Raw genomic sequence first — 23,526 nt, 5'->3', positions numbered from 1 at the left:
GCTTCACAGAGATATATTTTATAACTAAGAATAATGGCTTATATTAAATCAAATTAATAGCTGCTAAATAAATATCCGTTTTTGTATTACTCATAATAAATCATATTCACCGGATACAATCCTGCTTAAGTAACACTACAAACTGACCATCAGAAACCGCTATACCGGCACCAGCCCTTATCAGCATTGCTATTAATTCAGCAACCTTACGGGATAACTCCCGATAACGTATATATACCTATTATTCAGAGGTGAATTTTTCCGAATTTACAACACCTGCCTATTTATTGTTTTATGCTGATTAAAACCGGCTTGCCGGATTTAAGAAAATATTCTTAATAAGGGGCTTCACAATGAAACTGACTATCCGTCAATTATCTACTCTGCTGCTGTGTATCCCTCTTATCACTGCTCTTGTCTGGTTTTTACTTCCCGGTAAGTCTGCCATTACCCATTATGACACTGCAACCGTACAATTTGGAGATATTGAAGATATTGTATTAACGACCGGTAAATTAGATGCATCTGAACGGATTAATGTGGGCGCCCAGGTTACTGGTCAGGTGAAACTGCTGGCAGTTAAAGTCGGTGATTCCGTTACTAAAGGTCAACTGATCGCGGATATTGATGATTTGCAGCAGCGTAATAATTTGCATATAGCAGAAGCACGTTACAGTGAAAACATAGCAACCCGGGCCTCGAAAGAGGCTCAGTTCAAACTGGCCGAATCCAGATATAAACGTCAGCGTAATATGCTGCTGGAAAATGCGGCATCCCGGGATGAATTTGAATACGCAGAGGCGCAACTCATCTCAGCCCGAACCGAAATTAAACTACTGCAGTCACAGATTTTTCAGGCTCAGACAGATGTTGAAAAAGCAAAACAGGAACTGAGCTACACCAGGGTCACTGCACCAATAGACGGTACTGTCATTGCAGTAACCACCAAACAGGGTCAGACCGTCAATGCTGCCCAAAGCGCCCCGACTATCGTCAAAATTGCAAAATTGGATGTGATGACTATCCGGATAAAAATATCTGAGGCTGATATTACCCGCGTATACCCGGGCCAGAAGGCAAGGTTTACCATTTTATCTGAGCCTGAGCACCACTATAACGCCGTTCTGAGAATGGTGGAACCTGCCGCCGATTCAATATTGGAAGAAGAGAATTCAGGAAACAACAGCGCAGGCGGAAATGCATCTGTTTATTTCAGCGGCCTGCTTGATGTGCCTAATCCGGGTAATCACCTGAAGCTGGCCATGACGGCACAGGTATCCCTGCTTGTCGAAGAAAAAAAGCATGTTCTGCTAATCCCGGTAACGACAGTGACTCAGGAACCGGACGGCACTAAGACAGTGCAGGTACTGAATAAAGAGGGAATTCCGGAAAAACGGACAATAACCACCGGTAGTTCAGATAGTGCAAATACTCAGATTTTAAGTGGATTACAGGAAGGGGAGCAGGTTGTTATTCCTGAGAACAATCTCTTGCAGACAGGAGATCCTGACTATTGAGCACACTGATTGAAGTACAGAATGTTACCCGCCGCTATACCAATGGCGGGCAAACGCTGACCGTACTGAACACAGTATCACTGTCTATTTCCGCCGGAGAATTTGTCGCCATCACAGGGGCTTCCGGGTCAGGAAAGTCGACACTGATGAATATCATGGGCTGCCTTGATACCCCTGATAATGGCCATTACCTTCTTGATGGCCGGGATACGGCTCGTATGTCTCCTGATGAACTGGCCGCATTGCGCAGGGAACATATCGGATTTGTTTTTCAGCGCTACCATCTGATGAGCGATATGACGGCTGCAGCTAATGTGGAAGTTCCTGCAATTTATGCCGGTATCCGGCGTCATGAGCGCCGGGAAAAAGCACTGAACCTGCTGATGCGGCTGGGGCTGACAGGACGTGAACACCATAAACCCGGTGAGTTATCAGGCGGACAGCAGCAACGGGTTTGTATCGCCAGAGCGCTGATGAATGGCGGTGAAATTATTTTGGCTGATGAACCGACCGGCGCACTTGATTCGGTATCCGGCCGGGAGGTACTGGCTACATTATCGGAGCTGAATCAGCGTGGCCATACCATCATTATGGTAACGCATGACTCTCAGGTAGCGAAGCATGCGGGGCGGATTATCGAACTGCAGGATGGTGCTGTTTTATCGGACAGCGGACCGGCTACCTCTGCCGGCACGCCGTTCTTACCGAAAGCAATGCCTCCGGCCGGCTTCTGGCAGCGTACGGCCGACCGTATCAGGGCGTCCTTCCTGATGGCTCTGAAGTCAATGAACTCGCACCGTCTGCGCACAGCACTGACTATGTCCGGTATTATTTTCGGTATTGCTGCCGTCGTCACCGTAGTTGCTCTGGGCGAAGGTGCGAAACAAAAAACACTGGAAAATATCCGGAGCCTGGGCGCAAATTTGATCACTATTTTCCCCGGACAGGATTTTTACATCAGCAGGGAAGAACGGGGGAGATTAGTTCCGGCTGATTACAGGATGCTGACCAAACTGCCTGATGTGGACAGTGTATCACCGGAAATTGATGACCAGCAGAAAGTTCAGGTCAAAGGAAAATCACTGGACGCCAATGTAAACGGTGTCGGGTCAGACTATTTCCATATGAACAATTTTACCCTTATCCGGGGGCGGATTTTCCGGGACAGTGACAGACCTTTGCAGGAAGGTATTATCGACCAGAAAAGTGAAAACATATTATTTGGTGACAGTAACGAATCCCCTCTGGGAAAAATCATTATTGTCGGCCGGGTTCCGATCAAAATCGTAGGCGTGGTAAACAACACCCGGGATTATGGTTCCGTCAATATCTGGGTTCCCTATCGTACTATGATGTACCGGGTAACAGGAAAGCTTTCATTCACCAGAATTATTGTGCATATCAGAGAAAGCTCGGATAGTAATACAGCTGCAAATAATGTCCGTAATGCGCTGATCAGGCAGCACGGTAAAAAAGATTTTATAATGTGGAATCAGGATAAGTACCGCCGTTCGGCACAAAACACATCATTTATTCTTAATCTGATGATCTTATCAATCGCAGCTGTTGCATTGATGATTGGCAGCCTTGGCGTAATGAATATTATGCTGGTTTCTGTGACTGAACGTACTCATGAAATAGGTATCAGAATGGCTGTCGGCGCACGCCGGCGGGATATTATGCAACAATTTATGCTGGAAGCAGTGCTTATCTGCCTGGGCGGCGGTGTACTCGGTATTGCATTATCGCTGATAACCAGCATGCTGTTTTCACAACCCGGCAATACACTGGTGGCTGTTTACTCCTGGGAAGTGGCAGGCATTGCATTCGTTTGCTCAACAATTATCGGTATGATTTTTGGCTGGCTTCCGGCCGGTAAAGCGGCCCGGATGAACCCTGTTGCAGCATTAGCCGGTGAATAGCCGGTAAGGGTGATAATCATGAATAAATCATTTTTGTATCTTAGTGTGTTACTGGCTTCCGGTTGCGGTACATTGATTAAAAGTGAATATATCCCCCCGGCTATCACCTACCCTGCCCACTGGAAACAGGCAGGAGCAGATGCTGCAGGGGAGACTGCAATATTTGACTGGCACAGTTTTGCCGGACAACAACTGGAACAATGGTTAACCCTGGTTGAAGAAAAAAACAGCAGTGTGGCTCTTGCGATTCTGCGGGTTTATCAGGCGGAGTTACGGGCAGAACAGGCCGGACTGGCACTTACCCCGTCATTTTCTGTTTCTGCCTCAACCGGATTGACAGCAGACAAAGCGTTATCCGGCTCTTATGACCGGAGCCGGAATGATGAGGCACGCGCAATGGCGAGAGTCAGTTACGAACCGGATTTATGGGGAAAACTGGCCCGTCAGCAGGATGTTGCTGAATGGCAGCGGCAGGCATCAGAGGAAGATCTGGCGTTAGCCCGGCTGATATTACTCCGCAGGGCGGCTGAAAATTACTGGACTCTTGCCCTGCTCGGCCAGCAGATTGAAGTCAGTAAATTAAGCCTGGACTATACAAAGGAAATACTCCGGCAGGCGCAGGTACGTTACCGGGCGGGAAGTATTTCCGGACTGGATGTCATCAGCGCACAGCAAAGTGTTCTGAGTCAGGAAAATGCGCTGCGGACACTGCATCAACTCCGGCAGCAGGCACTTAACGAACAATCTGTATTGCTCGGTGCCCCCCCCGGTCAGACAGTGGTTATTCCTTCACGTTTGTCAGATACACCACTTCCGCAGGTGCGGCCGGATATTCCTGTTTCAGTACTGAGCCGCCGGCCGGATATCCGCTCTGCTGAACTCGGTCTGCGCAGTGCACTGGCAGAAGTCGATATCCGCCGGGCAGATTATTATCCTTCATTCAGCCTGACGGGTAATCTGGGCGGCAGCAGTAATCAGTTGCTCGAGTTTCTGCGTAACCCGCTGGCATCGCTGGGTGCAGCTCTGACACTGACGCCTCTTGATTTTCACAAAAGAGATCTTGATATCCGTCTGGCACGTAATAATTACGAGCAACAGACTGTAAAGTTCCGGCAGGAACTGTATAACGCGATGGCTTCTCTGGATAATGCATTGACCCGGCGGCAACTTCTGATTACAGAGGAAGTTCATCTGCGGGAGACTCTGGAACTGGCAAAAAAATCCGAACAAATAAATGCAGTCCGCTACCGCAACGGGGCCGTTATGATCACCGACTGGCTCAGTGCTCAGGAGAACCGCCGCCGGGCAGAGCTGAATATAGCGCAAAACCGCTATAATCAGCTGAGTACAATGATGGTTATCTGGCTGGAAACCGGCGGGGACCCGGCAAATAAAACAATCAATAAACTGACATCAACACCCGATAATTAATATTTATCTTCATTAATTACCGGGTTAACTTTTAAGCCATTATTTTTCACTATATGCCGGCAGAATATGCCCGGAGATTTACGGCTCAGGGTAAATCTCATTGAAACAAATCACCGCCCGGATTTTTTCCGGTATTACACGCCGGTGGTATCTGCTGACGCATATACAAAATCACGAAAGAATACGTATTTCAAAAATAAAAAAAACTCATAAAATTAAATGGGATAGGAGGAATACGCCAATACGTAATTATGACAGATAAACATTCTGGTAATAACACCTATTTGTATATTCCTTTTCGCATAACGGGGAACCAGAATGAAATTATATCTGTTATTGATCATGTATTTTATCAGTGCCTTTTCTTTTGCTGACGGTGTCAGTCCGGACAGCACCCGGTATATTTATCCGGAAGATGCGCATGATATTACGGCCCTGATAAGTAATGAATCCGCCAATGCGGCATTTGTTCAGTACTGGCTTGACCCCGGTGATTCTGAAGAACTGACCGCAAAATTGCCTGTCACACCGTTTGAGCTGACGCCGCCAATCTCGCGTATTAATCCCGGCTCAAGTCAGACACTGCGCATCCGGCTGATGGATAAAAGCACAATACCGGCCGACAGAGAAAGCCTGTGGTGGCTGAATGTTCTGGATATTCCGCCGGTCAGTAAAACGCCTTCAGCGGAAGCAAAAGATTCCGTGCAACTGGCTGTTCGTTCCCGGCTTAAAATGTTTTACCGCCCCGCCGGGTTAAGTGACAGAAATACCGCCACACAGCAGGTTACATTTCAGTCCGGCAGTCATTCAATACGGGTCAATAATAATTCACCGTATCACATTACCATTACGGAAATAACGCTGGCGGATAAAAAGCAAATACTGCATAAATCCTTTATGCTGCAACCGAAAAGCCGTTCGGAAATTGCAGTAAAAAGAGCGGTTACACGTGGTGACCATCTGACTGTCAGTAATATCAATGATTATGGCGGTAATGAGACCTTTACCGCCACGGCAGAATAACCGTTATCCGTTTATATTATTTTTCCGGTTCAATATCCGGCCGTATAATCGGAAACACCGGTAATGCATTAAGCAGCCTGCTGCCATAACGTTTGGTCAGCAGGCGCTGGTCATAAATCACCACATCACCGTGACACTGATGACTGCGGATCAGCCGTCCGACCTGCTGGATCAGGGTAAATGACGCGCCCGGCAGGCTCTGGACTTCAAACGGATAACGGTTCAGGGATTTCAGCCAGTCGTTCTCCGTGATAATCACCGGGTTGGTGACCGGCGGAAACGCGATTTTATGGATATGAACCTGCGTCAGGTAATCGCCTTTCAGATCAAGCCCCTCCGCAAAAGAGTGCAGGCCAATCAGTACACTGGTCTGTCCGTCCCGTATCCGCTGACAGTGGGTTTCCACCAGCCGGTAACGGGGCTGATCGCCCTGCACCAGCAGTTGCAGCCGCAAGTCCGTCACATGGGTAAGAAAAAGATCCATCGCCCGCTGACTGTTAAACAGTACCAGCATACCGCGGTGTTCACCGGATGCCAGCTGTGAGCGGAAGTAACGCGCCATTTCACCGATATGTGCGGCTTCATCCGCCGGCGTCGGCTCATAGTGCATTTTCGGGATCACCAGACGCCCCTGACGGCAGTGATCAAACGGGGAACCGAGTGCCACAAAGCGGTCATCCGCCTTTTCACTCAGTCCGGTCATTTCCTGTAACCGGCTGAAACTGTTGAGTGAACGCAGTGTCGCTGAGGTCACCACGATATTCGGCACATTGCGCCATAACAGATGCCCGAGCTGTTCGCTGACGCGGATACCCGCGCAGTGGAACCAGAGGTGAGACTGATTCTTTTCATAGCGGCGGCTGAGCCATTTTGAAACCGGCGCATGTGAGATTTCAGAGAGTGCCGCCAGACGCCATAGTTTGGCACTGCTTTCCAGTGCGCCGAGAAACTTACCGGCGGTGAGGATGGCCTTGTGCAGCCGGACAATATCCTGCTTTGCTGTCTGTTCGTTCAGGTCACTGAGAATCCCCTCCACCATGCTGTGCAGGGCGTCCGTCTGTTTCGACAGCTGCTGAGCGGCTGCAGTCAGCGGTTCCGGCAGTTCCCCGAGCGGAAACAGATAGTGCGGATCTGCTGCCTGCTCCGGCAGCAGCGCCTGTGTATACATTGCCACATCACGGTACACGTCCGACATCGCTTCCAGATGTTTTTGCAGACGCGCGCTGTCCGCCAGTTTCGGCGGTTTTACCGGACGAAACTGTTGCAGATACTGAGTGACAAAGCGGGAAAGGTTATCCAGTTGTGCCTGAAGTGATACCAGGGTGATATCCCCCTCCACTTCCAGGGAGTCACGGGCCACATCGGCAATATGGTGCCCCTCATCCAGCACCAGCAGCAGTTTTTTGCTTTCCGGCAGAACAGATTCATTTTCCATTGCCGCCATCACCAGCGCATGGTTGGCAACCACCACATCCACACTTTCAATTTCACGCCGCGCGAGGAAAAACGGACAGCGCGAATAATACTGGCAGTTGCGGCCGAGGCAGCTGAGTTTGTCGGTGCTGATTTTACGCCACAGACTGTCCGGAATGGATGTTTTATGGTGGTCGCGCAGGCCGTCCCAGCCGAAAGAGGTAAAATCATTCTGCAGCTGCCGCACCGTGTCACGTTCAGACGCCGTTGCCACATCGGCTTTATCTTCCAGCAGCAGCATCAGGTCTATCTGTTCGCCTTCCGCCGCACCGATCACCGCCATATTGCGCGGACAGACATAGCGTCCGCGCCCGAATGCACCGGTAAAACGCAGATCAGGGATAATTTTTGCCAGCAGCGGCAGATCTTTGCTGTAGATCTGATCCTGTAATGCGACGTTAGCGGTGCTGATCACCAGCAGTTTTTGCTGCTCACGCGCCACCGCAATCCCGGGGATCAGGTAAGAGAGGGTTTTCCCTACTCCGGTCGGGGCTTCAATCACCAGATGCCGTCCCTCATCCCCCGCCATGGTCCGGGCGACTTCCGCTATCATCTCCCGCTGCGGCGCGCGCGGAACAAAGCCGTCAATCTGCTCCGGCAGGGCTTTGTACCAGGCGCTGATTTGTTGTTTGACGGTGGCGGAAAGGGGCATCAGAAAAACCTATGGATAAATAAACAGGGCGCTATTGTTTCACACTACAGAAAAAAAATCAGCATGTCCGGGCCGTTACCGCTCATTTTCTGCATACGGTTCTTTCAATAGTTTGTTACAATTAATCAACATCACTCCGGATTTATCCGGCAGACAGGCTATATCAGATAAGATCAGAATACATCTATGAAGAAATTATTGATTATTTTCATTTTTATTTTTGCTTTCGGCTCTCTCGGCGGCGTTTTTCTTGCCGGAATGAACATGTATAATCGTTCGGTTGCCCCTGAGACTCCATCCACGGCGCAGGAAACGACCACCGGAGAAACCCGGTAATACTCTGCGTCCTGCTAACGAGGTTATTGCGATGTACCGAGACTATTTTGTGACAGCAGACTGGCTGCACACGCGCCTGAATGACGAAAATCTTGTCGTGCTCGATGTCAGCAAAGCACCACCCGTTCAGCCCGCAGATTGCCATCAGTTGTGGCTTGAGCGCCATATTCCGGGCGCACACTATTTTGATCAGGATAAAGTCGCTGATCGCGCCTCCCCGCTGCCGCATATGCTGCCGTCACCGGAAGTGTTCGCGCAGGCCGCCGGTGAGCTGGGGATTGATAATGACACCATGGTGATTATTTATGATCAGGGTAACCTGTTCTCCGCCCCGCGCGCCTGGTGGACACTGAAAACCTTCGGTGTGAAAAATCTGCGTATTTTACAGGGCGGACTGCACGCCTGGATCAATGCCGGTTATAACACCGAAAGCGGTGAGATCCCGCTGCCGCAGGCAAAAATGTTTGTTCCTGAGTTTCAGCGCCATAATGCCGTGAATAAAGATGATGTGCTGCTGGCGATTACCGACCCGGAAATTCAGATTGTTGATGCCCGCTCTGCCGACCGTTTTCAGGCACTGGCTCCGGACCCGCGTCCCGGCGTGCGTTCCGGCCATATTCCGGGCAGTTGCAATGTGCCGTGGAATACGCTGGTGGAAAACGGGATCTTCAAATCCCCGACACAAATTCAGCAACTGTTCCGTGATGCGGGTGTGGATTTAAGCAAATACCTTGTGGTGTCCTGCGGCTCCGGCATGACCGCTGCGGTGCTGCTGCTGGCGCTGACACTTACCGGCCATCAGAATGTCCGTCTGTATGACGGTTCATGGGCGGAATGGGGCGGTTCAGATACCCTGCCGATCGAACCATAAAAAAATGCCGGAGCACATCAGTGACTCCGGCATTTTTTAATCTGTTATATGGCTGTCAGCCCGCAAACTTCCCGGCAAGAAACAGCACAACCATCGCACCGATAACGGCCACAACAAAACTACCGAAATTAAACCCGTCAACCCGGCCTTTGCCGAAGAAAACACTGATATATCCCCCGACAACAGCACCGACGACCCCTAATACAATGGTCATAATAAATCCGATACTGTAGGTTCCGGGCATAATCCACTTCGCCAGCACACCTGCAATCAAACCAAAAATAATCCAGGAAAGAAAATTCATTACTGCCTCCTGCTGTATTAACGGGTTAAGAAAAAATCCTGTTCACCTGTCAATTAAAGTGTCATATGACAAAAAAAGCAAATTTTATGCGCTCTGAGCCCGGGAAATCGCCTGTGCAATCGATGCGGAATCTTTCAGCGGACGGATAACAGCAAAGAGCTCATCCGCTTCCTGCGGATACGCTTTATGCAGATAGCTGAACCACTGTTTGATACGCGCCACATGATACAGCCCGGTATCACCCTGTTTTTCCAGCTGCGTATAACGGTGCAGTAATGCCACAACATCCGGCCACGGCATAAAAGGCGCATTGTGTTTGACCACCCGGCTCAGGTTGGGCACATTGAGCGCCCCGCGTCCGAGCATTACGGCATCACATCCGGTGACAGCCAGACATTGCAGAGCACTCTGCCGGTCGCGGATCTCACCGTTGGCAATCACCGGAATGGGCAGCCGCTGACGGATAGCGGCAATCGCCGGCCAGTCAATCAGATCCGCGCGATAGCCCGCCTCTTTGGTGCGCCCGTGCACGGTGATCTCGGTCGCTCCGCCCTGTGCCACCGCATCAGCGATTTCAAACTGATGGGCATTGCTGCTCCAGCCGAGCCGCACTTTCACAGATACCGGCAGATACGCGGGAACCGCCTCACGGATAGCTTTGGTGCCCTGATAAATCAGTTCCGGGTCTTTCAGCAGCGTTGCCCCGCCGCCGCTGCCGTTCACGGTTTTGGACGGACAGCCGCAGTTGAGATCTACCCCGTGCGAGCCGAGCTCCGCCGCCCGTGCGGCATTTTCCGCCAGCCACTGCGGGAACTGCCCCAGCAGCTGAACCCGCACCGGTGTTCCGGATTCTGTCAGGCCGCCGTGTTCCAGCTCCGGGCAAAGACGGAAAAACAGTTTCTCCGGCAGCAGCATATCCACCACGCGGACAAACTCGGTAATGCAGAGATCATAATCATTCACCGCCGTCAGCAGATGGCGGACAAGGGGGTCAAGGACCCCCTGCATCGGTGCTAAAAGGACACGCATGATATATTAATTTTATTTTTAATCCGCTTTATAGCGCCGTAACGTAATGTAATTAAGGTCACTACACGTAATAATTGGTTTTCCGGTTGAGGCATAAATACAAGTGCCTATAACAATTGCATGACAACCTTCCAATATGTCGAAATCACCTTCCACTCTAAAACGTTTTCTGAATTCATCAATTGCATTTTCAGGCAGCTTAATACTCAAACCTTTTCTGATATCTCCCGCATTTAACCAAACTTTACCATCATTTGATTGCCTGACATCACTGATAAATCCCCAATAAATTCGCCTTTTACCATCGTATAGAGGAGATTCATTTTCATTTATTGAACTTCGATGAACGACATCAGAAAAATTAACGAATAGTTCAGAACCACTTTCCGGTAGTCCTTCCAGACCATCACTTGTCATCGAAAAACATTTATCTGCGTAGAATCCTCCGCCTGATTTTACTAATCTGAGTAACATTTGTTTTAACGATGCTTGCTCCGGATATTTTTGACCATCATTCGCAGAATGTCCGCTAACAAATTTCTGTCCTGAAACATTGCCTTCAGAGGTTACGCCAGCAGAAGATATATCAACTCCCTCATTTCTGGTTGTTCCTAAAGATAAAACTATTCCATTTGCATCATCTGTTCCCGGTATCTTCCTGTCACTGTCACTGTCACCTTCGCCAACCGCTTCGTATTGTGTACCGTATTGACAGCCGTTTTCGGCATGATGCGCACAAAAATGAGGAGACTCATTCCCGTAACTTGCTTTTCTGTACCAAGCGTCACCATGACACCCGGGGCATAACAAGTTACCTTTTCTATCCTGAATATCGCTATCAGACAAATTAGAGAATGAGTTAGCATCCCATTCTTTGTGATCGAAAGTACAATACGCCTTATCCATCCCATACCTCGTCATCAGATAAATTAAGCTTATATAATAACAACTCTTAAAAATATATAAGCATTATTTATGTGATAAGGATCGGTTTACAGATATATAAAGACACCCGGAAGTATAAAATAATACAAAAGGAGGTTACCCTCCCCCTGCATCGGTGCTAAAAGGACACGCATGAGCCGGTACCGTTATTTGCCCCGGTTACCCCACGGGCTGCCGGAGTCGCTGTTACCGGAACGCGGTTTGTGCTGGCGCGGACGCGGCGGACGTTTGTCGCCGCCACCGCTGTTACCGCGGCCTTCGGTGCCGCGTCCCTGTCCGCCCTGGCGTCCGCCGCCGGAACGGCCGTTACCGCCGCGGCCCTGCTTCGCTTTCTGGATAGGTTCGGCTTTGATCGACGGGTCCGGATCGTAGCCCGGTTCAGCCATCCGTTCGATTTGTTTTTTCAGCAGTTTTTCAATGTCGCGTAATAAATCATGCTCATCGACACATACCAGTGATAATGCCAGGCCGGTAGCTTCCGCACGCCCGGTACGGCCGATACGGTGAACATAATCTTCCGCCACATTCGGCAGTTCATAGTTCACGACATACGGCAGCTGTTCGATATCCAGGCCGCGTGCCGCGATATCTGTCGCGACCAGTGCGCGTATCGCACCGCTTTTGAAATCCGCCAGTGCACGGGTACGTGCGCCCTGGGATTTGTTGCCATGAATAGCCGCCGCTTTAATACCGCTGCCGTTAAGGAATTCCGCCAGGCGGTTGGCACCGTGTTTGGTGCGGGTGAAAATCAGCACCTGCTCCCAGTTATCACGGCCAATCAGGTGTGCCAGCAGTTCGGCTTTGCGTTTTTTATCCACCAGGTGAACAAACTGTGAGACCTGCTGCGAGGCGCTGTTGCGCGGGGAAACTTCCACCGTCACCGGATTATTCAGGATGGTATTCGCCAGTGATTTGATACCGTTGGAGAATGTTGCGGAAAACAGCAGATTCTGACGTTTTACCGGTAATTTTTTGATAACACGACGGATATCATGGATAAAGCCCATATCCAGCATGCGGTCAGCTTCATCCAGCACCAGAATTTCAACTTTGGATAAATCCACCGCATTCTGATGTTCCAGATCCAGCAGACGCCCCGGGGTGGCAATCAGGATATCCACGCCGCTGCGCAGTTTCATCATCTGCGGATTGATGCTCACTCCGCCGAAGACAACCAGAGAGCGGGTACGCAGGTGACGGCTGTACTCACGGACGTTTTCGCCGATCTGTGCTGCCAGTTCGCGGGTCGGGGACAGGATCAGCGCGCGTACCGGACGCCCGCCGCCTTTGCGCGGATTATCCTGTAAATATTGCAGGATAGGTAAGGTAAAACCGGCGGTTTTTCCTGTACCGGTTTGTGCGCTGGCTAATAAGTCATGTCCGGCAAGCACCTGAGGAATGGCCTGCATCTGAATCGGGGTCGGCTGCTCGTAGCCCATCTCTGCGACGGCCTTCTGAATTTCCGGGCATAATGGTAATGATGAAAAACTCATGAATTGTTAAGACTCCGCCCCGGTCTGTTGTCTGCGGGGCCTGCTGATAATTGAATGTCGAAAATTAATCCGTCACTCCGGAAGAAATATCGATAAAATACGTCTGTGATCAATCCGTTGCTTACTGCTCATTTACAACAGATACTGATGAGCATACAGTTAATCATATGATTGATCTCTCGTTTATGCCGACACACCTATAAGGATATACGCCATGTCAGTCAATACGACTAATACGCCGCGAGGCGAACAAGCCAAACTCGCTTTACTGGAAGCCGCTATTGAGATTTTCGGACTGAACGGCCCAAATAGTGCCACTACTCGCCAGATTGCACAACGTGCGGATCAAAATATCGCAGCTATTGCTTATTATTTCGGCTCAAAAGACGGGTTGTATCTGGCCGTGGCACAGCATATTGCCGACATTATCCGTGATGAATTCCGTCCTGTCATTGAAGAAATTGATTTGTTTCTGGCAAACGGTACGGACGGGCAGGATGAATCCCGCTGTTTGCAACTGATTGAGCAGAGTTTTCTCGCCTACAATGAACTGGTACTGAAGAAGGGTAATATTAATATCAGCCGGATTATGTCACGTGAGCAATTAATTCCGACCAAAGCTTACACGCTTATCCATGAACAGGCGCTGTCTGTTATTTTTACCCGCCAGGCCAGACTGGTCGCCCGCTATACCGGCCTGCCGGACGGGCATATCAACACATTGATCCATACTCACGCCCTGATGGGTGAAATATTGTCTTTCCGTCTGGCACGGGAAAATCTGCTGCGCCAGACCGGCTGGGACAATATCGGTCCGAAAGAATATGACATGATCAATAATGTGCTGCGTGAACATATCCGCCTGCTGCTCAGCGGATTACAGCAGCATTACCGGAACTGATACACCACTGTCTCTGATAACTCACTGGAAACCAATTCATGAAACCAATGAAAAAAACCGGGATATTTATCATTATTCTCATTCTGCTGGCGGGTGCCGGCGGATGGTACTGGTGGGAGTCCCGCCCGTCGGGGCCCGCCCTGCTGTATGGTAATGTGGATATCCGGACGGTGAATCTTGGTTTTCGTGTCGGCGGCAAACTGCAATCCCTGAATGCGGATGAAGGTGCAGCTGTGCAGCCCGGAGAGTTACTCGGTATGCTGGATGATACACCGTACCGCCACGCCCTGCTGAAAGCAGAGGGGGTACGGGACAGTGCGCAGGCTGCATTATTACTGATGGAAACCGGCTACCGTCCGGAAGAAATCGCGCAGGCAAAAGCGGATGTTGCCCGCAATACCGCGGCGGCAGAATTCGCCCGTCAGTTTTATCAGCGCCAGGCCGGGCTGATGAAAAGCCGTGCCATCTCCGCCAATGACCTGGAAAATGCCCGCAATCAGCGCAATCAGGCCGATGCGGCACTGAAAGCCTCACAGGATAAACTCAATCAGCTGGAAAACGGTTACCGCAAAGAAGAGATTGCCGAAGCACGCGGACAACTGAAACAGGCTGAAGCCGCGGTGGAGCAGGCGAAACTTGATCTGGCCGATACCCGGCTGACCGCACCGGCAGAAGGAACTATTCTGACCCGCGCCATCGAGCCCGGCACGATTCTGCCGGCAGGCAGCACGGTGTTCACGCTGACACTGACCAATCCGGTGTGGGTGCGGGCGTATGTCAGTGAAAATGAACTGGGACAGGCACAACCCGGACGCAAAGTCCTGCTGGAAACCGACAGCCGCCCGGGCAAACCGTATCACGGTCATGTGGGATTTGTTTCCCCGACCGCCGAATTTACCCCGAAATCCGTTGAAACCCCGGCGCTGAGGACCGATCTGGTCTACCGTCTGCGTATTGTCGTGACTGATGCCGACCCGCTGCTGCGTCAGGGGATGCCGGTCACCATCCGCTTTGATAACGAAGAGCCGCAGTCGTAAGGAGAGACGATGTCAGACATCACTATCTCCCTCAGTGCGGTCGAAAAGCACTTTCCCGGCCTTGATAATCCGGCTGTTGACCGGCTGACCACCACGATTCAGGGCGGTGGTGTGACCGGGCTTGCAGGACCTGACGGTGCCGGAAAAACCACACTGATCCGCATGCTGGCCGGGCTGCTGAAACCGGACAGCGGAGAGATCCGCGTCGCCGGGTTTGATCCGATTGAGGACAGTGTCGCTTTGCGCGCACAGCTCGGTTATATGCCGCAGAAATTCGGGCTGTATGAAGATCTGTCGGTGATGGAAAACCTCCGTTTATATGCCGAACTGCGCGGCCTGCCACACCATGAACAACAGGCGGTTTTTGACCGCCTGCTGACCTTTACCGATCTGACCCGTTTTACCGGCCGTATGGCGGGCAAACTCTCCGGCGGTATGAAACAGAAGCTGGGTCTGGCCTGCACACTGCTCGGGCAGCCGCAGGTGCTGCTGCTCGATGAGCCGGGTGTGGGGGTCGATCCTATCGCCCGCCGCGAGTTGTGGCGGATGGTGCACTCCCTCGCCGATGACGGCATGCTGATCCTCTGGAGTACCTCTTATCTGGATGAAGCGGAACAGTGCCGTGATGTGCTGCTGCTCAATCAGGGAAAAGTGATTTATGAAGGCAAACCGGCACAACTGACAGAAACCATGGAGGGCCGCTCTTTCCTGCTGTCCGCAGAACCCGGTGAGCGCCGCCGTATCTTACAGGAAGCATTGATTCAGCCACAGGTGACAGATGGTGTTATTCAGGGGCGTTATGTCCGGCTGATTGTGAAACCACAGGCGGATACCCGCGCCCTGCTCAGTGCGCTGAATTCCCCGGATGCGGAACTGCTGCCCGCCAAACCGCGTTTTGAGGATGCGTTTATTGATCTGCTCGGCGGCGGCCCGTCACACCGCTCGCAGCTGGCACAGATTATGCCGCAGATCCCGGCGGCACCGGATGAAACCGTAATTGAAGCCGTCAGTCTGACCAAAAAATTCGGTGATTTTGCTGCAACCGATCATGTGGATTTTCAGGTTAAGCGCGGGGAGATTTTCGGCCTGCTCGGCCCGAACGGTGCGGGCAAATCCACCACGTTCAAAATGATGTGCGGCCTGATGATCCCGAGCAGCGGCCGCGCCCTGGTGCTGGGGCTGGATCTGAAAACCAGCTCAGCCAAAGCCCGCAGCCGCCTGGGTTATATGGCACAAAAATTTTCCCTCTACGGTAATCTGACCGTCGCCCAGAATCTGACATTTTTCTCCGGTGTTTACGGGCTGCGCGGCAAAGCACAACAGCAGAAAATCGACGATATGGTGAATGCCTTTAATTTCACCCCGATCCTGCGCCAGACCACCGAAGATTTACCGCTCGGTTTCAAACAGCGGCTGGCGCTGGCCTGCGCCCTGATGCATGAGCCGGATATTCTTTTTCTCGACGAACCGACTTCCGGGGTTGACCCGCTGACCCGCCGCGAGTTCTGGCTGCATATTAACGGCATGGTGGATAAAGGCGTAACCGTGATGGTGACCACTCACTTTATGGATGAGGCGGAATATTGTGACCGTATCGGGCTGGTCTATCACGGTAAAATCATTGCCGCCGGTACGCCGGATGAACTTAAAGCCTCTGTCGCGGATGACACCCATCCTGACCCATCGATGGAAGATGCCTTTATCGGGCTGGTCGAGGAGTATGACAAAAAAAGCGCACAGGAGGCCGCATCATGAGCGCACCTTCCGGTTTTTCATGGCGTCGTCTGCGGGCGCTGTGCATCAAAGAGAGCAAACAGATTGTCCGCGACCCGTCGAGTGCTCTGATCGCGATTGTGATCCCGCTGATTTTATTATTTATTTTCGGCTACGGCATCAATCTGGACTCATCAAAACTGCGCCTCGGGATTCTGGTTAATCAGCAGAGTGAACCGGCGCGGGAGCTGATCAGCACGTTTACCGGTTCTCCGTTTATTGATGCCACTCTCAGCGATAACCGCCATGAATTAATCGATAAACTTCAGGCGGGACATATCCGCGGTATTGTGGTGATCCCGGCCGATTTTGACAAACGCCTTGCCCGTCAGGGTGATATCGCACCGATACAGGTGATTACGGACGGCAGCGAGCCTAATACCGCCAATTTTGTGCAGGGCTATGCCAGCGGTATCTGGCAAATCTGGCAGCAGCAGCGCGCACAGGATAAGGGGATCAGCAGTGAACTGCTCATTGATGTCCGGCTGCGCTACTGGTTTAACCCGGCCGCTGTCAGCCAGCATTTTATTATCCCGGGCGCTATCAGCATCATTATTACCGTGGTCGGTGCGATCCTCACCTCACTGGTGGTGGCGCGGGAATGGGAGCGCGGTACCATGGAAGCGCTGCTTTCCACACAGGTGACCAAAACGGAACTGCTGCTCTCCAAACTGCTGCCCTATCAGGTGCTCGGCAGTTTTGTGATGGTGCTCTGTATGGTGGTGACGGTGTATGTGCTGGATGTGCCGTATCGCGGTTCGCTGTGGCTGCTGGCACTGGTGACTTCCCTTTATCTTGCCACTGCACTCGGCATGGGGCTGCTGATTTCCACGGTAACCCGCAATCAGTTTAATGCCGCGATGATCTCCCTGAACGCCGCATTTCTGCCCGCGATTATGCTGTCCGGATTTGTGTTTGAAATCGACAGTATGCCGGTGGCGATACAGGTGGTGACCTATGTGATCCCGGCGCGCTACTTTGTGGAAAGCCTGCAAACCCTGTTTCTGGCGGGCAATATTATGCCGGTGATTATCAGCAATCTGGTGCTGCTGATCCTGTCAGCGATTGTGTTTATCGGCCTGACCGCCCTGAAAACCCGCCGCCGGCTTGATTAAGGAGAAGCGCATGTTCCACCGGATATTCACCTTAATTATTAAAGAGCTGCAATTGCTTCTGCGGGAACGGCAGACCCGTACGATCCTGATCGTACCGGTAATTTTTCAGATGATTTTGTTCCCGCTGGCGGCAACGCTGGAAGTCACCAACGCGACTATCGCGATTTACGATGAGGACAAAGGCCCCGCATCCATTGAACTGACCCAGCAATTTGCCAAAGCCAGTGCCTTTTCAGACGTACTGCTGATTCAGAACCGGCAGGAGGTGCAGGATGTGATTGATAACCGCAAAGCGCTGCTGCTGGTACATTTCCCGCAGAATTTCAGTGCGCAGCTTGCCGGACACAAACCGGCACAGCTGCAAATTCTGCTCGACGGGAGGAATTCCAACAGTGCGCAGATAGCCGCCAATTATGTTCAGCAGATCACCGCGCATTATCAGCAGGAACAGATGCCGCAGGCGGTCACCAGTGAGCTGGTGGTGCGCAACTGGTATAACCCGAATCTGGATTACAAATGGTTTATCGTGCCCTCGCTGGTGGCACTGATCACCACCATCGGCGTGATGATTGTGACCTCACTCTCTGTTGCCCGTGAACGGGAACAGGGCACGCTGGATCAGCTGCTGGTTTCTCCGCTGACCACCGGTGAGATTTTTGTCGGCAAGGCTGTTCCCGCGCTGATTGTGGCCACGGTTCAGGCCAGTATCGTGCTGGTGATCGGTATTTTCGCTTACCACATCCCTTTCTCCGGCTCACTGCTCCTGTTTTATTTCACCATGGTGATCTACGGGCTGTCGCTGGTCGGGTTCGGCCTGTTAATCTCCGCCCTTTCCGCCACTCAGCAGCAAGCCTTTATCGGCGTGTTTGTCTTTATGATGCCCGCCGTGCTGCTGTCCGGTTATATTGCTCCGGTGGAGAATATGCCGGTCTGGTTACAGCATATTACCTGGGTCAATCCTATCCGCCATTTCAATGAAATCACCAAACAGATTTACCTCAAAGATGCGGATTTCAGTGTTATCCGCCAGAGCCTCTGGCCGCTTCTGGTGATCGCGGTCACCACCGGCTCGGCTGCCTATGCGTTGTTCCGGCGCAAGATTGCGTGATAACGTCCGGTAAAAAGGAATATTAACTATTGTGATACCCGATACACGCCTTGCCACAGCGCTGATAGCGGAACAATTCCCGCAGTGGGCACATCTGCCGGTGACACCGGTCGCGACCAGCGGCTGGGATAACCGGACATTTCATCTGGGTGAGAAGATGCTGATCCGCCTGCCGTCTTCACCGGATTATGCCGGTCAGGTGCTGAAAGAACAGCAGTGGTTGCCGCGTCTGGCAACAGGGCTGAAGATTCAGATCCCGGTCCCGCTCGGTACGGGTAAACCATCAGAAAGATTTCCGCTGCCATGGTCTGTGTACCGCTGGATCCCGGGAGAAACGGTTGCGGCACACCCGCCGGCAGATAAAGCCGTGTTTGCCCGTGACCTCGCAGATTTTCTGACGGCATTTCAGAGTATGGATGCAACTGACGGCCCGGCAGCCGGTGCGCAGAATTTTCACCGTGGCGGTAACTTAGCAGTTTATGACAATGAAACCCGTCAGGCGCTGGCGAATCTGAAAGATAAAACCTGTATTCCGCTGTTTCTGCGGGTATGGGAAAACGCCCTGCAATCTCCGCGGACGACTGAACCTGTCCGGGTTCACGGTGATATCAGTGCGGGAAATCTTCTCACTGCTGACGGCCGTCTGAGTGCCGTGATTGACTTCGGGCAACTTGGTACCGGTGACCCGGCCAGTGATCTGGTAATCGCCCGGACCTTCTTTGACAGCGAAAGCCGTAACGTCTTCTTTAAACGGCTGCAATGTGACGCCGGAACCCGTGCAAGAGCAATGGCCTGGGCGCTGTGGAAGGCACTGATTGTCAGTGCAGCCCCGCAGAATACCAATGTGACGGAGGCCGGCCAGGCAGCCCGGACGCTGGAACAGATTATTGCGGATGCCGGGCAGTAAACGCAAAAAAGGCCGTTGACAAACCCGCAGGGGTTGGCAACGACCGACAGAGGTTGTAAAAATAAACCAGGAAAATCAATTTATTGATTTTCGGCTGATAACACAAAGCAGGAAAAACCACGTTTTATCCTGCTTTGTCAGCAATCTCAGGCCGGTTTTCACCGGCCTTTCATTTTTACACGTTATTCTGTCTGTGATTAGCGGCGGTCGCCCAGCAGGCGCAGCAGCATCAGGAACAGGTTGATGAAGTCCAGGTACAGAGACAGCGCACCCACGATCGCATAGCGGCGCATGGTGTCTTTGTTGTTGCTGTCAATCTGCTCACCCAGTTCACGCAGTTTCTGCGTGTCATACGCGGTCAGACCGGCAAACACAATCACACCGATATAGGTGATGATCAGTGTCATACCTTCGCTTTTCAGCCAGATATTGACCAGTGACGCGATGATAATACCAATCAGCCCCATAAACAGGAAGTTACCCATCCCGGACAGACTGCGTTTGGTGGTGTAGCCGTAGATACTCAGCGCACCGAACATCCCTGCCGTGATAAAGAAGGTGCTGACGATAGACGCTTCGGTATACACGATAAAGATACTGGCGAGTGTCAGACCCGTCAGTGCGGAATACAGCATAAACAGCCCGGTCGCCACAGAAGCACTCAGGCGCTCAACCATACCGGAGATAACCCAGACCAGTGCCAGCTGAGCAATAATCAGACCGAAAAAGGTGATTTTGCTGGAGAAAACAAAGCTCATAATCGCCATGGAGTTAGACGAATACCAGGCGACAAAAGCAGTCAGCAGCAGACCGCATGCCATCCAGCCGTAAACCTGGGCCATATAAGCCTGAATACCGGAGCCCGCCTGTGAAACTATCGAGCCGTTAGAACGAGGAAATCGGTCCATGATGGATAACCCTTTCATCTGTATCAAATTGTTTATCGGATGATAAACGACCAAGGCCTATAGATTATCACATAAAAAGGGTGTTGCCAGCAGGCAAACTGTCAGGAATTCTCCCCTTTTCTTTACAAACAGGGAATATTTTTAACCTGATATGCAGGCGCCGGAAAAAATCCGGCGATCAGGCGGGGATTGGCGGTAAATTACCAGCGATCTGCGGCTTTTTGGTCGCTTTCTCTGGCATCCACCCAGCGGGTGCCACCCTCAGGTAATGTCTCTTTTTTCCAGAACGGGGCGCGGGTTTTTAAGTAATCCATCAGGAATTCAGCCGCTTCAAATGCCATACCGCGATGCGCGGCACTGACACCGACAAATACGATTTCATCATTCGGGTATAAACTGCCGACCCGGTGGATCAGCGTCACGCGCTGTAATTCCCAGCGTCCGCGCGCCTGTGTGACTATATCTGTCAGGGCTTTTTCAGTCATGCCCGGATAATGCTCCAGCGTCAGCGCCGCCACATTATCACCCAGGTTATGATTGCGGACTTTGCCGGTAAAGGTCACCACCGCGCCGTCATCCGCGCAACCGGCCAGCCACTGATACTCCTCACCGACACTGAAATTGTCCGTCTGAACAGCAATCCGGGTATTATTCATAGCTCAGCCTCCGGTGACCGGCGGGAAGAATGCGACCTCGTCACCGTCTGTCAGCGGCTGCGACAGCGGTACAAAAGACTGATTTACCGCACACAGCAGTTTGCCGGATTCCAGCGCCAGCGCCCAGCGATCACCACGCTCACATAACGCCGCCCGTAAATCTTCCGCTGTGGCGTAATCACACGGCAGAGAGAGTTCGTCAGTGTTTACCAGCTCGCGCACCTGCGCAAAAAACAGTACCTTAATCATGCGTCCGCCTTAAAATGTCCTGATTTCCCGCCGCTTTTTTCCAGTAAACGCACCGGCCCGATGACCATGTCTTTCTGCACCGCTTTGCACATATCATAAATCGTCAGCGCAGCCACAGAAGCGGCGGTCAGAGCTTCCATCTCCACCCCTGTTTTACCGGTCAGACGGCAGCAGGATTCAATACGCACACGGGACGTTTCCGGCTCGGCACTCAGCTGAACTTCGACTTTGCTCAGCATCAGCGGATGACACAGCAGGATCAGATCCCAGGTCCGTTTGGCGGCCTGAATACCGGCGATACGGGCTGTCGCAAAGACATCCCCTTTGTGATGGTTGCCGTCAATAATCATCTGTAAGGTTTTGGCATCCATGGTGATAAAGGCTTCGGCGCGCGCTTCGCGGACCGTTTCCTGTTTTCCGGACACATCCACCATGTTGGCTTCGCCCGCCGCATTAATATGGGTGAGTTGAGACATGTAAACTCCTGATATGACCGGCGGATCAGCCGCCGATAACGGATAAATTCGGGGTAATACCGCTGTCCCCCTGATGGAGGAAATGGGTTTCGCGTTTGTGCTGCAATGCCCGCTGAAGCCGTGCTTTCAGTTCGGCGTCGTGTCCGTCTTCTGCCAGCAGGTCACGCAGCGTGATCCCCTGCTCACCGAACAGGCACAGATGCAGGTTACCGACCGCAGACACCCGCAGGCGGTTACAGCTCTGACAGAAGTCTTTTTCATACGGCATGATCAGGCCGATTTCGCCCTGATAATCCGGATGACTGAACACCTGCGCCGGGCCGTCACTGCGGGCACGCGCCACCTGCTGCCAGCCTGCCTGTAACAGACGGGCACGGATAACATTGCCGGAGATATGAAAACGGCGGAACACATCACTGCCGTCGCCGGTTTCCATCAGTTCAATAAAACGCAGCTGAATCGGGCGGTCTTTGATCCAGTTCAGAAACGCGGGCAGATGGATGTCATTGACATTCTTCATCAGCACCACATTCACTTTGACCTTCTCAAAACCGGCCTCAAACGCGGCATCGATACCGTTCATCACCTGCATGAATTTATCCTGCCCGGTGATAGCGTGAAACTGGCGCGGGTCGAGACTGTCAACACTGACATTCACGGCGCTCAGCCCGGCGTCACGCCAGTCGCGGATATCCCGTGCCATGCGGTAACCGTTGGTGGTCACGGCGATGGTGCGGATATTCTCATTTTCGCGGATAGCGGCAACAATATCGGTAAAATCGCGGCGCATCGTCGGCTCTCCGCCGGTCAGACGGATTTTTTCCGTGCCCAGCTGAGCAAACGCGCGGGTCACCCGGCGGATTTCACCGAGCGAAAGAAAGGATTTGTGTCCGTTTGGTTTATAACCATCAGGCAGACAATAGTTGCAACGGAAATTGCAAACGTCTGTCACGGAGAGGCGCAGATAATAAAACTTGCGCGCAAAGGGATCTGTCAGTTGTTCAGTCATAACACCTTTCCAAATACGGGAGATGCGGACATTTCTATCCTGCACCCTGGTGACACTCTGGAGTGCCACGGCCAGCTCACCCTATTTCCGGTTCTGACTGAAACGTAGGTGTGAAGGCTAGGAGTTAATCGTTGTCATTAATACTGTTAATAACCACGCTAAGTGAATTGATTCTAGCGTCGCCCTGCGGGAATTACCATGACAAATACGTTATATATCTTATTATACAACGAGTTACCGGGACTCCGGAGAAAAAGACTTACACGCGGGATAACGAAAATTTCACACCATTTTTCAATTAATTAGCAAATAAATTATAGGTTGCCGAACAAATAACAACCAACAAACCGCCGGAAATACGGCGGTTTGCCGGGAAAATTATTTACCACTT

22 protein-coding genes and 1 riboswitch are annotated in these 23,526 nt (G+C 51.7%); of the genes, 12 read left to right on the top strand and 10 right to left on the bottom strand.

Annotated features, from left to right (window positions below; all coding sequences use genetic code 11):
* Nucleotides 1-353: 353 nt before the first annotated feature.
* From AAZR23_RS00900 to AAZR23_RS00885, 4 genes are all read left to right on the top strand, one after another.
* The gene (locus AAZR23_RS00900; RefSeq protein ID WP_434689952.1) at nt 354-1,517 is read left to right on the top strand and encodes an efflux RND transporter periplasmic adaptor subunit; all 1,164 of its coding nucleotides are present in this window, start codon (nt 354-356) and stop codon (nt 1,515-1,517) included.
* Complete coding sequence (locus AAZR23_RS00895; RefSeq protein WP_434689949.1) at nt 1,514-3,439, top strand: ABC transporter permease; 1,926 nt, start codon at nt 1,514-1,516, stop codon at nt 3,437-3,439. Before AAZR23_RS00900 ends, AAZR23_RS00895 begins: the two co-directional genes overlap by 4 nt.
* An 18-nt stretch (nt 3,440-3,457) precedes the next feature.
* On the top strand, nt 3,458-4,870 hold the full coding sequence (locus tag AAZR23_RS00890) for a TolC family protein (protein WP_434689946.1): 1,413 nt from the start codon (nt 3,458-3,460) through the stop codon (nt 4,868-4,870).
* 318 nt (nt 4,871-5,188) lie between these two features.
* Nucleotides 5,189-5,893, top strand: a complete 705-nt coding sequence (locus AAZR23_RS00885; RefSeq protein WP_434689943.1) for a fimbrial biogenesis chaperone — start codon at nt 5,189-5,191, stop codon at nt 5,891-5,893.
* 16 nt (nt 5,894-5,909) lie between these two features.
* On the opposite strand, the gene dinG is transcribed toward AAZR23_RS00885, so the two are convergent.
* Nucleotides 5,910-8,018 (bottom strand): ATP-dependent DNA helicase DinG, encoded by a 2,109-nt coding sequence (dinG, locus tag AAZR23_RS00880; protein WP_218427735.1) that lies wholly within the window; start codon nt 8,016-8,018, stop codon nt 5,910-5,912.
* A 186-nt stretch (nt 8,019-8,204) separates the two neighbouring features.
* On the opposite strand from dinG, the gene AAZR23_RS00875 reads away from it, so the two are divergent.
* Nucleotides 8,205-8,354: a hypothetical protein gene (locus tag AAZR23_RS00875; protein ID WP_004235712.1), complete on the top strand. Its 150-nt coding sequence runs from the start codon at nt 8,205-8,207 to the stop codon at nt 8,352-8,354.
* A gap of 31 nt (nt 8,355-8,385) precedes the next feature.
* Nucleotides 8,386-9,225 carry a 3-mercaptopyruvate sulfurtransferase gene (sseA, locus tag AAZR23_RS00870; RefSeq protein ID WP_434689940.1) on the top strand — a complete coding sequence of 280 codons (840 nt, stop codon included), beginning with the start codon at nt 8,386-8,388 and terminating at the stop codon, nt 9,223-9,225.
* 55 nt (nt 9,226-9,280) lie between these two features.
* Here sseA and AAZR23_RS00865 read toward each other — a convergent pair whose 3' ends face one another.
* The 4 genes from AAZR23_RS00865 to rhlE all read right to left on the bottom strand — a co-directional run bounded on the left by AAZR23_RS00865 (nt 9,281) and on the right by rhlE (nt 12,996).
* On the bottom strand, nt 9,281-9,529 hold the full coding sequence (locus tag AAZR23_RS00865; protein WP_046893757.1) for a GlsB/YeaQ/YmgE family stress response membrane protein: 249 nt from the start codon (nt 9,527-9,529) through the stop codon (nt 9,281-9,283).
* Between the two features lie 84 nt (nt 9,530-9,613).
* Nucleotides 9,614-10,558: a tRNA dihydrouridine(16) synthase DusC gene (gene dusC / locus AAZR23_RS00860; protein WP_434689937.1), complete on the bottom strand. Its 945-nt coding sequence runs from the start codon at nt 10,556-10,558 to the stop codon at nt 9,614-9,616.
* A gap of 18 nt (nt 10,559-10,576) precedes the next feature.
* Nucleotides 10,577-11,464, bottom strand: a complete 888-nt coding sequence (locus AAZR23_RS00855) for a hypothetical protein (RefSeq protein WP_434689935.1) — start codon at nt 11,462-11,464, stop codon at nt 10,577-10,579.
* Between the two features lie 185 nt (nt 11,465-11,649).
* Entirely contained in the window at nt 11,650-12,996 is a 1,347-nt protein-coding gene (rhlE, locus tag AAZR23_RS00850; protein ID WP_434689932.1) for an ATP-dependent RNA helicase RhlE, read from the bottom strand.
* A 214-nt stretch (nt 12,997-13,210) separates the two neighbouring features.
* On the opposite strand from rhlE, the gene cecR reads away from it, so the two are divergent.
* Genes cecR through AAZR23_RS00820 form a run of 6 tightly spaced genes read left to right on the top strand, consistent with a single transcriptional unit; the run spans nt 13,211 to nt 19,837 of the window.
* Nucleotides 13,211-13,897, top strand: a complete 687-nt coding sequence (gene cecR / locus AAZR23_RS00845; protein ID WP_166707264.1) for a transcriptional regulator CecR — start codon at nt 13,211-13,213, stop codon at nt 13,895-13,897.
* A 38-nt stretch (nt 13,898-13,935) separates the two neighbouring features.
* Entirely contained in the window at nt 13,936-14,934 is a 999-nt protein-coding gene (hlyD, locus tag AAZR23_RS00840) for a secretion protein HlyD (RefSeq protein WP_107678151.1), read from the top strand.
* Between the two features lie 9 nt (nt 14,935-14,943).
* Complete coding sequence (locus AAZR23_RS00835; RefSeq protein WP_434689927.1) at nt 14,944-16,689, top strand: ATP-binding cassette domain-containing protein; 1,746 nt, start codon at nt 14,944-14,946, stop codon at nt 16,687-16,689.
* The gene (locus AAZR23_RS00830) at nt 16,686-17,822 is read left to right on the top strand and encodes an ABC transporter permease (protein ID WP_434689924.1); all 1,137 of its coding nucleotides are present in this window, start codon (nt 16,686-16,688) and stop codon (nt 17,820-17,822) included. The genes AAZR23_RS00835 and AAZR23_RS00830 overlap by 4 nt, the downstream gene beginning before the upstream one ends.
* A 10-nt stretch (nt 17,823-17,832) precedes the next feature.
* Nucleotides 17,833-18,930 carry an ABC transporter permease gene (locus AAZR23_RS00825; protein ID WP_182104836.1) on the top strand — a complete coding sequence of 366 codons (1,098 nt, stop codon included), beginning with the start codon at nt 17,833-17,835 and terminating at the stop codon, nt 18,928-18,930.
* Between the two features lie 31 nt (nt 18,931-18,961).
* Nucleotides 18,962-19,837, top strand: a complete 876-nt coding sequence (locus AAZR23_RS00820) for an aminoglycoside phosphotransferase family protein (protein WP_434689920.1) — start codon at nt 18,962-18,964, stop codon at nt 19,835-19,837.
* Between the two features lie 197 nt (nt 19,838-20,034).
* Here AAZR23_RS00820 and AAZR23_RS00815 read toward each other — a convergent pair whose 3' ends face one another.
* The 5 genes from AAZR23_RS00815 to moaA all read right to left on the bottom strand — a co-directional run bounded on the left by AAZR23_RS00815 (nt 20,035) and on the right by moaA (nt 23,135).
* Nucleotides 20,035-20,745, bottom strand: coding sequence for a Bax inhibitor-1/YccA family protein (locus tag AAZR23_RS00815; protein WP_046893747.1), 711 nt, complete (start codon nt 20,743-20,745; stop codon nt 20,035-20,037).
* A 200-nt stretch (nt 20,746-20,945) separates the two neighbouring features.
* A complete protein-coding gene (moaE, locus tag AAZR23_RS00810) occupies nt 20,946-21,401 on the bottom strand; it encodes a molybdopterin synthase catalytic subunit MoaE (protein ID WP_054425568.1) in 456 nt (151 codons plus the stop codon).
* A gap of 3 nt (nt 21,402-21,404) precedes the next feature.
* A complete protein-coding gene (gene moaD / locus AAZR23_RS00805; protein WP_143970566.1) occupies nt 21,405-21,650 on the bottom strand; it encodes a molybdopterin synthase sulfur carrier subunit in 246 nt (81 codons plus the stop codon).
* On the bottom strand, nt 21,647-22,126 hold the full coding sequence (moaC, locus tag AAZR23_RS00800) for a cyclic pyranopterin monophosphate synthase MoaC (protein WP_434689915.1): 480 nt from the start codon (nt 22,124-22,126) through the stop codon (nt 21,647-21,649). Before moaC ends, moaD begins: the two co-directional genes overlap by 4 nt.
* 25 nt (nt 22,127-22,151) lie before the next feature.
* On the bottom strand, nt 22,152-23,135 hold the full coding sequence (moaA, locus tag AAZR23_RS00795) for a GTP 3',8-cyclase MoaA (RefSeq protein WP_166707261.1): 984 nt from the start codon (nt 23,133-23,135) through the stop codon (nt 22,152-22,154).
* Nucleotides 23,123-23,271, bottom strand: a riboswitch (molybdenum cofactor riboswitch). It overlaps the preceding gene by 13 nt.
* Between the last annotated feature and the right edge of the window lie 255 nt (nt 23,272-23,526).

Source organism: Morganella sp. Je.2.23 (assembly GCF_051129855.1).
Classification (GTDB): Bacteria; Pseudomonadota; Gammaproteobacteria; order Enterobacterales; family Enterobacteriaceae; genus Morganella; species Morganella sibonii.
Note: the sequence above shows the minus strand (reverse complement) of the source record. Positions and strands in the feature narration are given on the sequence as shown.

Coding starts and splice junctions, on each gene's coding strand:
- hlyD (WP_107678151.1), top strand. CDS start 13,936: ATGAAACCAATGAAAAAAACCGGGATATTTATCATTATTCTCATTCTG.
- cecR (WP_166707264.1), top strand. CDS start 13,211: ATGTCAGTCAATACGACTAATACGCCGCGAGGCGAACAAGCCAAACTC.
- moaC (WP_434689915.1), bottom strand. CDS start 22,126: ATGTCTCAACTCACCCATATTAATGCGGCGGGCGAAGCCAACATGGTG.
- dusC (WP_434689937.1), bottom strand. CDS start 10,558: ATGCGTGTCCTTTTAGCACCGATGCAGGGGGTCCTTGACCCCCTTGTC.
- AAZR23_RS00885 (WP_434689943.1), top strand. CDS start 5,189: ATGAAATTATATCTGTTATTGATCATGTATTTTATCAGTGCCTTTTCT.
- moaA (WP_166707261.1), bottom strand. CDS start 23,135: ATGACTGAACAACTGACAGATCCCTTTGCGCGCAAGTTTTATTATCTG.
- rhlE (WP_434689932.1), bottom strand. CDS start 12,996: ATGAGTTTTTCATCATTACCATTATGCCCGGAAATTCAGAAGGCCGTC.
- AAZR23_RS00825 (WP_182104836.1), top strand. CDS start 17,833: ATGTTCCACCGGATATTCACCTTAATTATTAAAGAGCTGCAATTGCTT.
- AAZR23_RS00830 (WP_434689924.1), top strand. CDS start 16,686: ATGAGCGCACCTTCCGGTTTTTCATGGCGTCGTCTGCGGGCGCTGTGC.
- moaE (WP_054425568.1), bottom strand. CDS start 21,401: ATGAATAATACCCGGATTGCTGTTCAGACGGACAATTTCAGTGTCGGT.
- AAZR23_RS00890 (WP_434689946.1), top strand. CDS start 3,458: ATGAATAAATCATTTTTGTATCTTAGTGTGTTACTGGCTTCCGGTTGC.
- AAZR23_RS00875 (WP_004235712.1), top strand. CDS start 8,205: ATGAAGAAATTATTGATTATTTTCATTTTTATTTTTGCTTTCGGCTCT.
- AAZR23_RS00900 (WP_434689952.1), top strand. CDS start 354: ATGAAACTGACTATCCGTCAATTATCTACTCTGCTGCTGTGTATCCCT.
- AAZR23_RS00815 (WP_046893747.1), bottom strand. CDS start 20,745: ATGGACCGATTTCCTCGTTCTAACGGCTCGATAGTTTCACAGGCGGGC.
- AAZR23_RS00855 (WP_434689935.1), bottom strand. CDS start 11,464: ATGGATAAGGCGTATTGTACTTTCGATCACAAAGAATGGGATGCTAAC.
- AAZR23_RS00865 (WP_046893757.1), bottom strand. CDS start 9,529: ATGAATTTTCTTTCCTGGATTATTTTTGGTTTGATTGCAGGTGTGCTG.
- AAZR23_RS00835 (WP_434689927.1), top strand. CDS start 14,944: ATGTCAGACATCACTATCTCCCTCAGTGCGGTCGAAAAGCACTTTCCC.
- dinG (WP_218427735.1), bottom strand. CDS start 8,018: ATGCCCCTTTCCGCCACCGTCAAACAACAAATCAGCGCCTGGTACAAA.
- moaD (WP_143970566.1), bottom strand. CDS start 21,650: ATGATTAAGGTACTGTTTTTTGCGCAGGTGCGCGAGCTGGTAAACACT.
- sseA (WP_434689940.1), top strand. CDS start 8,386: ATGTACCGAGACTATTTTGTGACAGCAGACTGGCTGCACACGCGCCTG.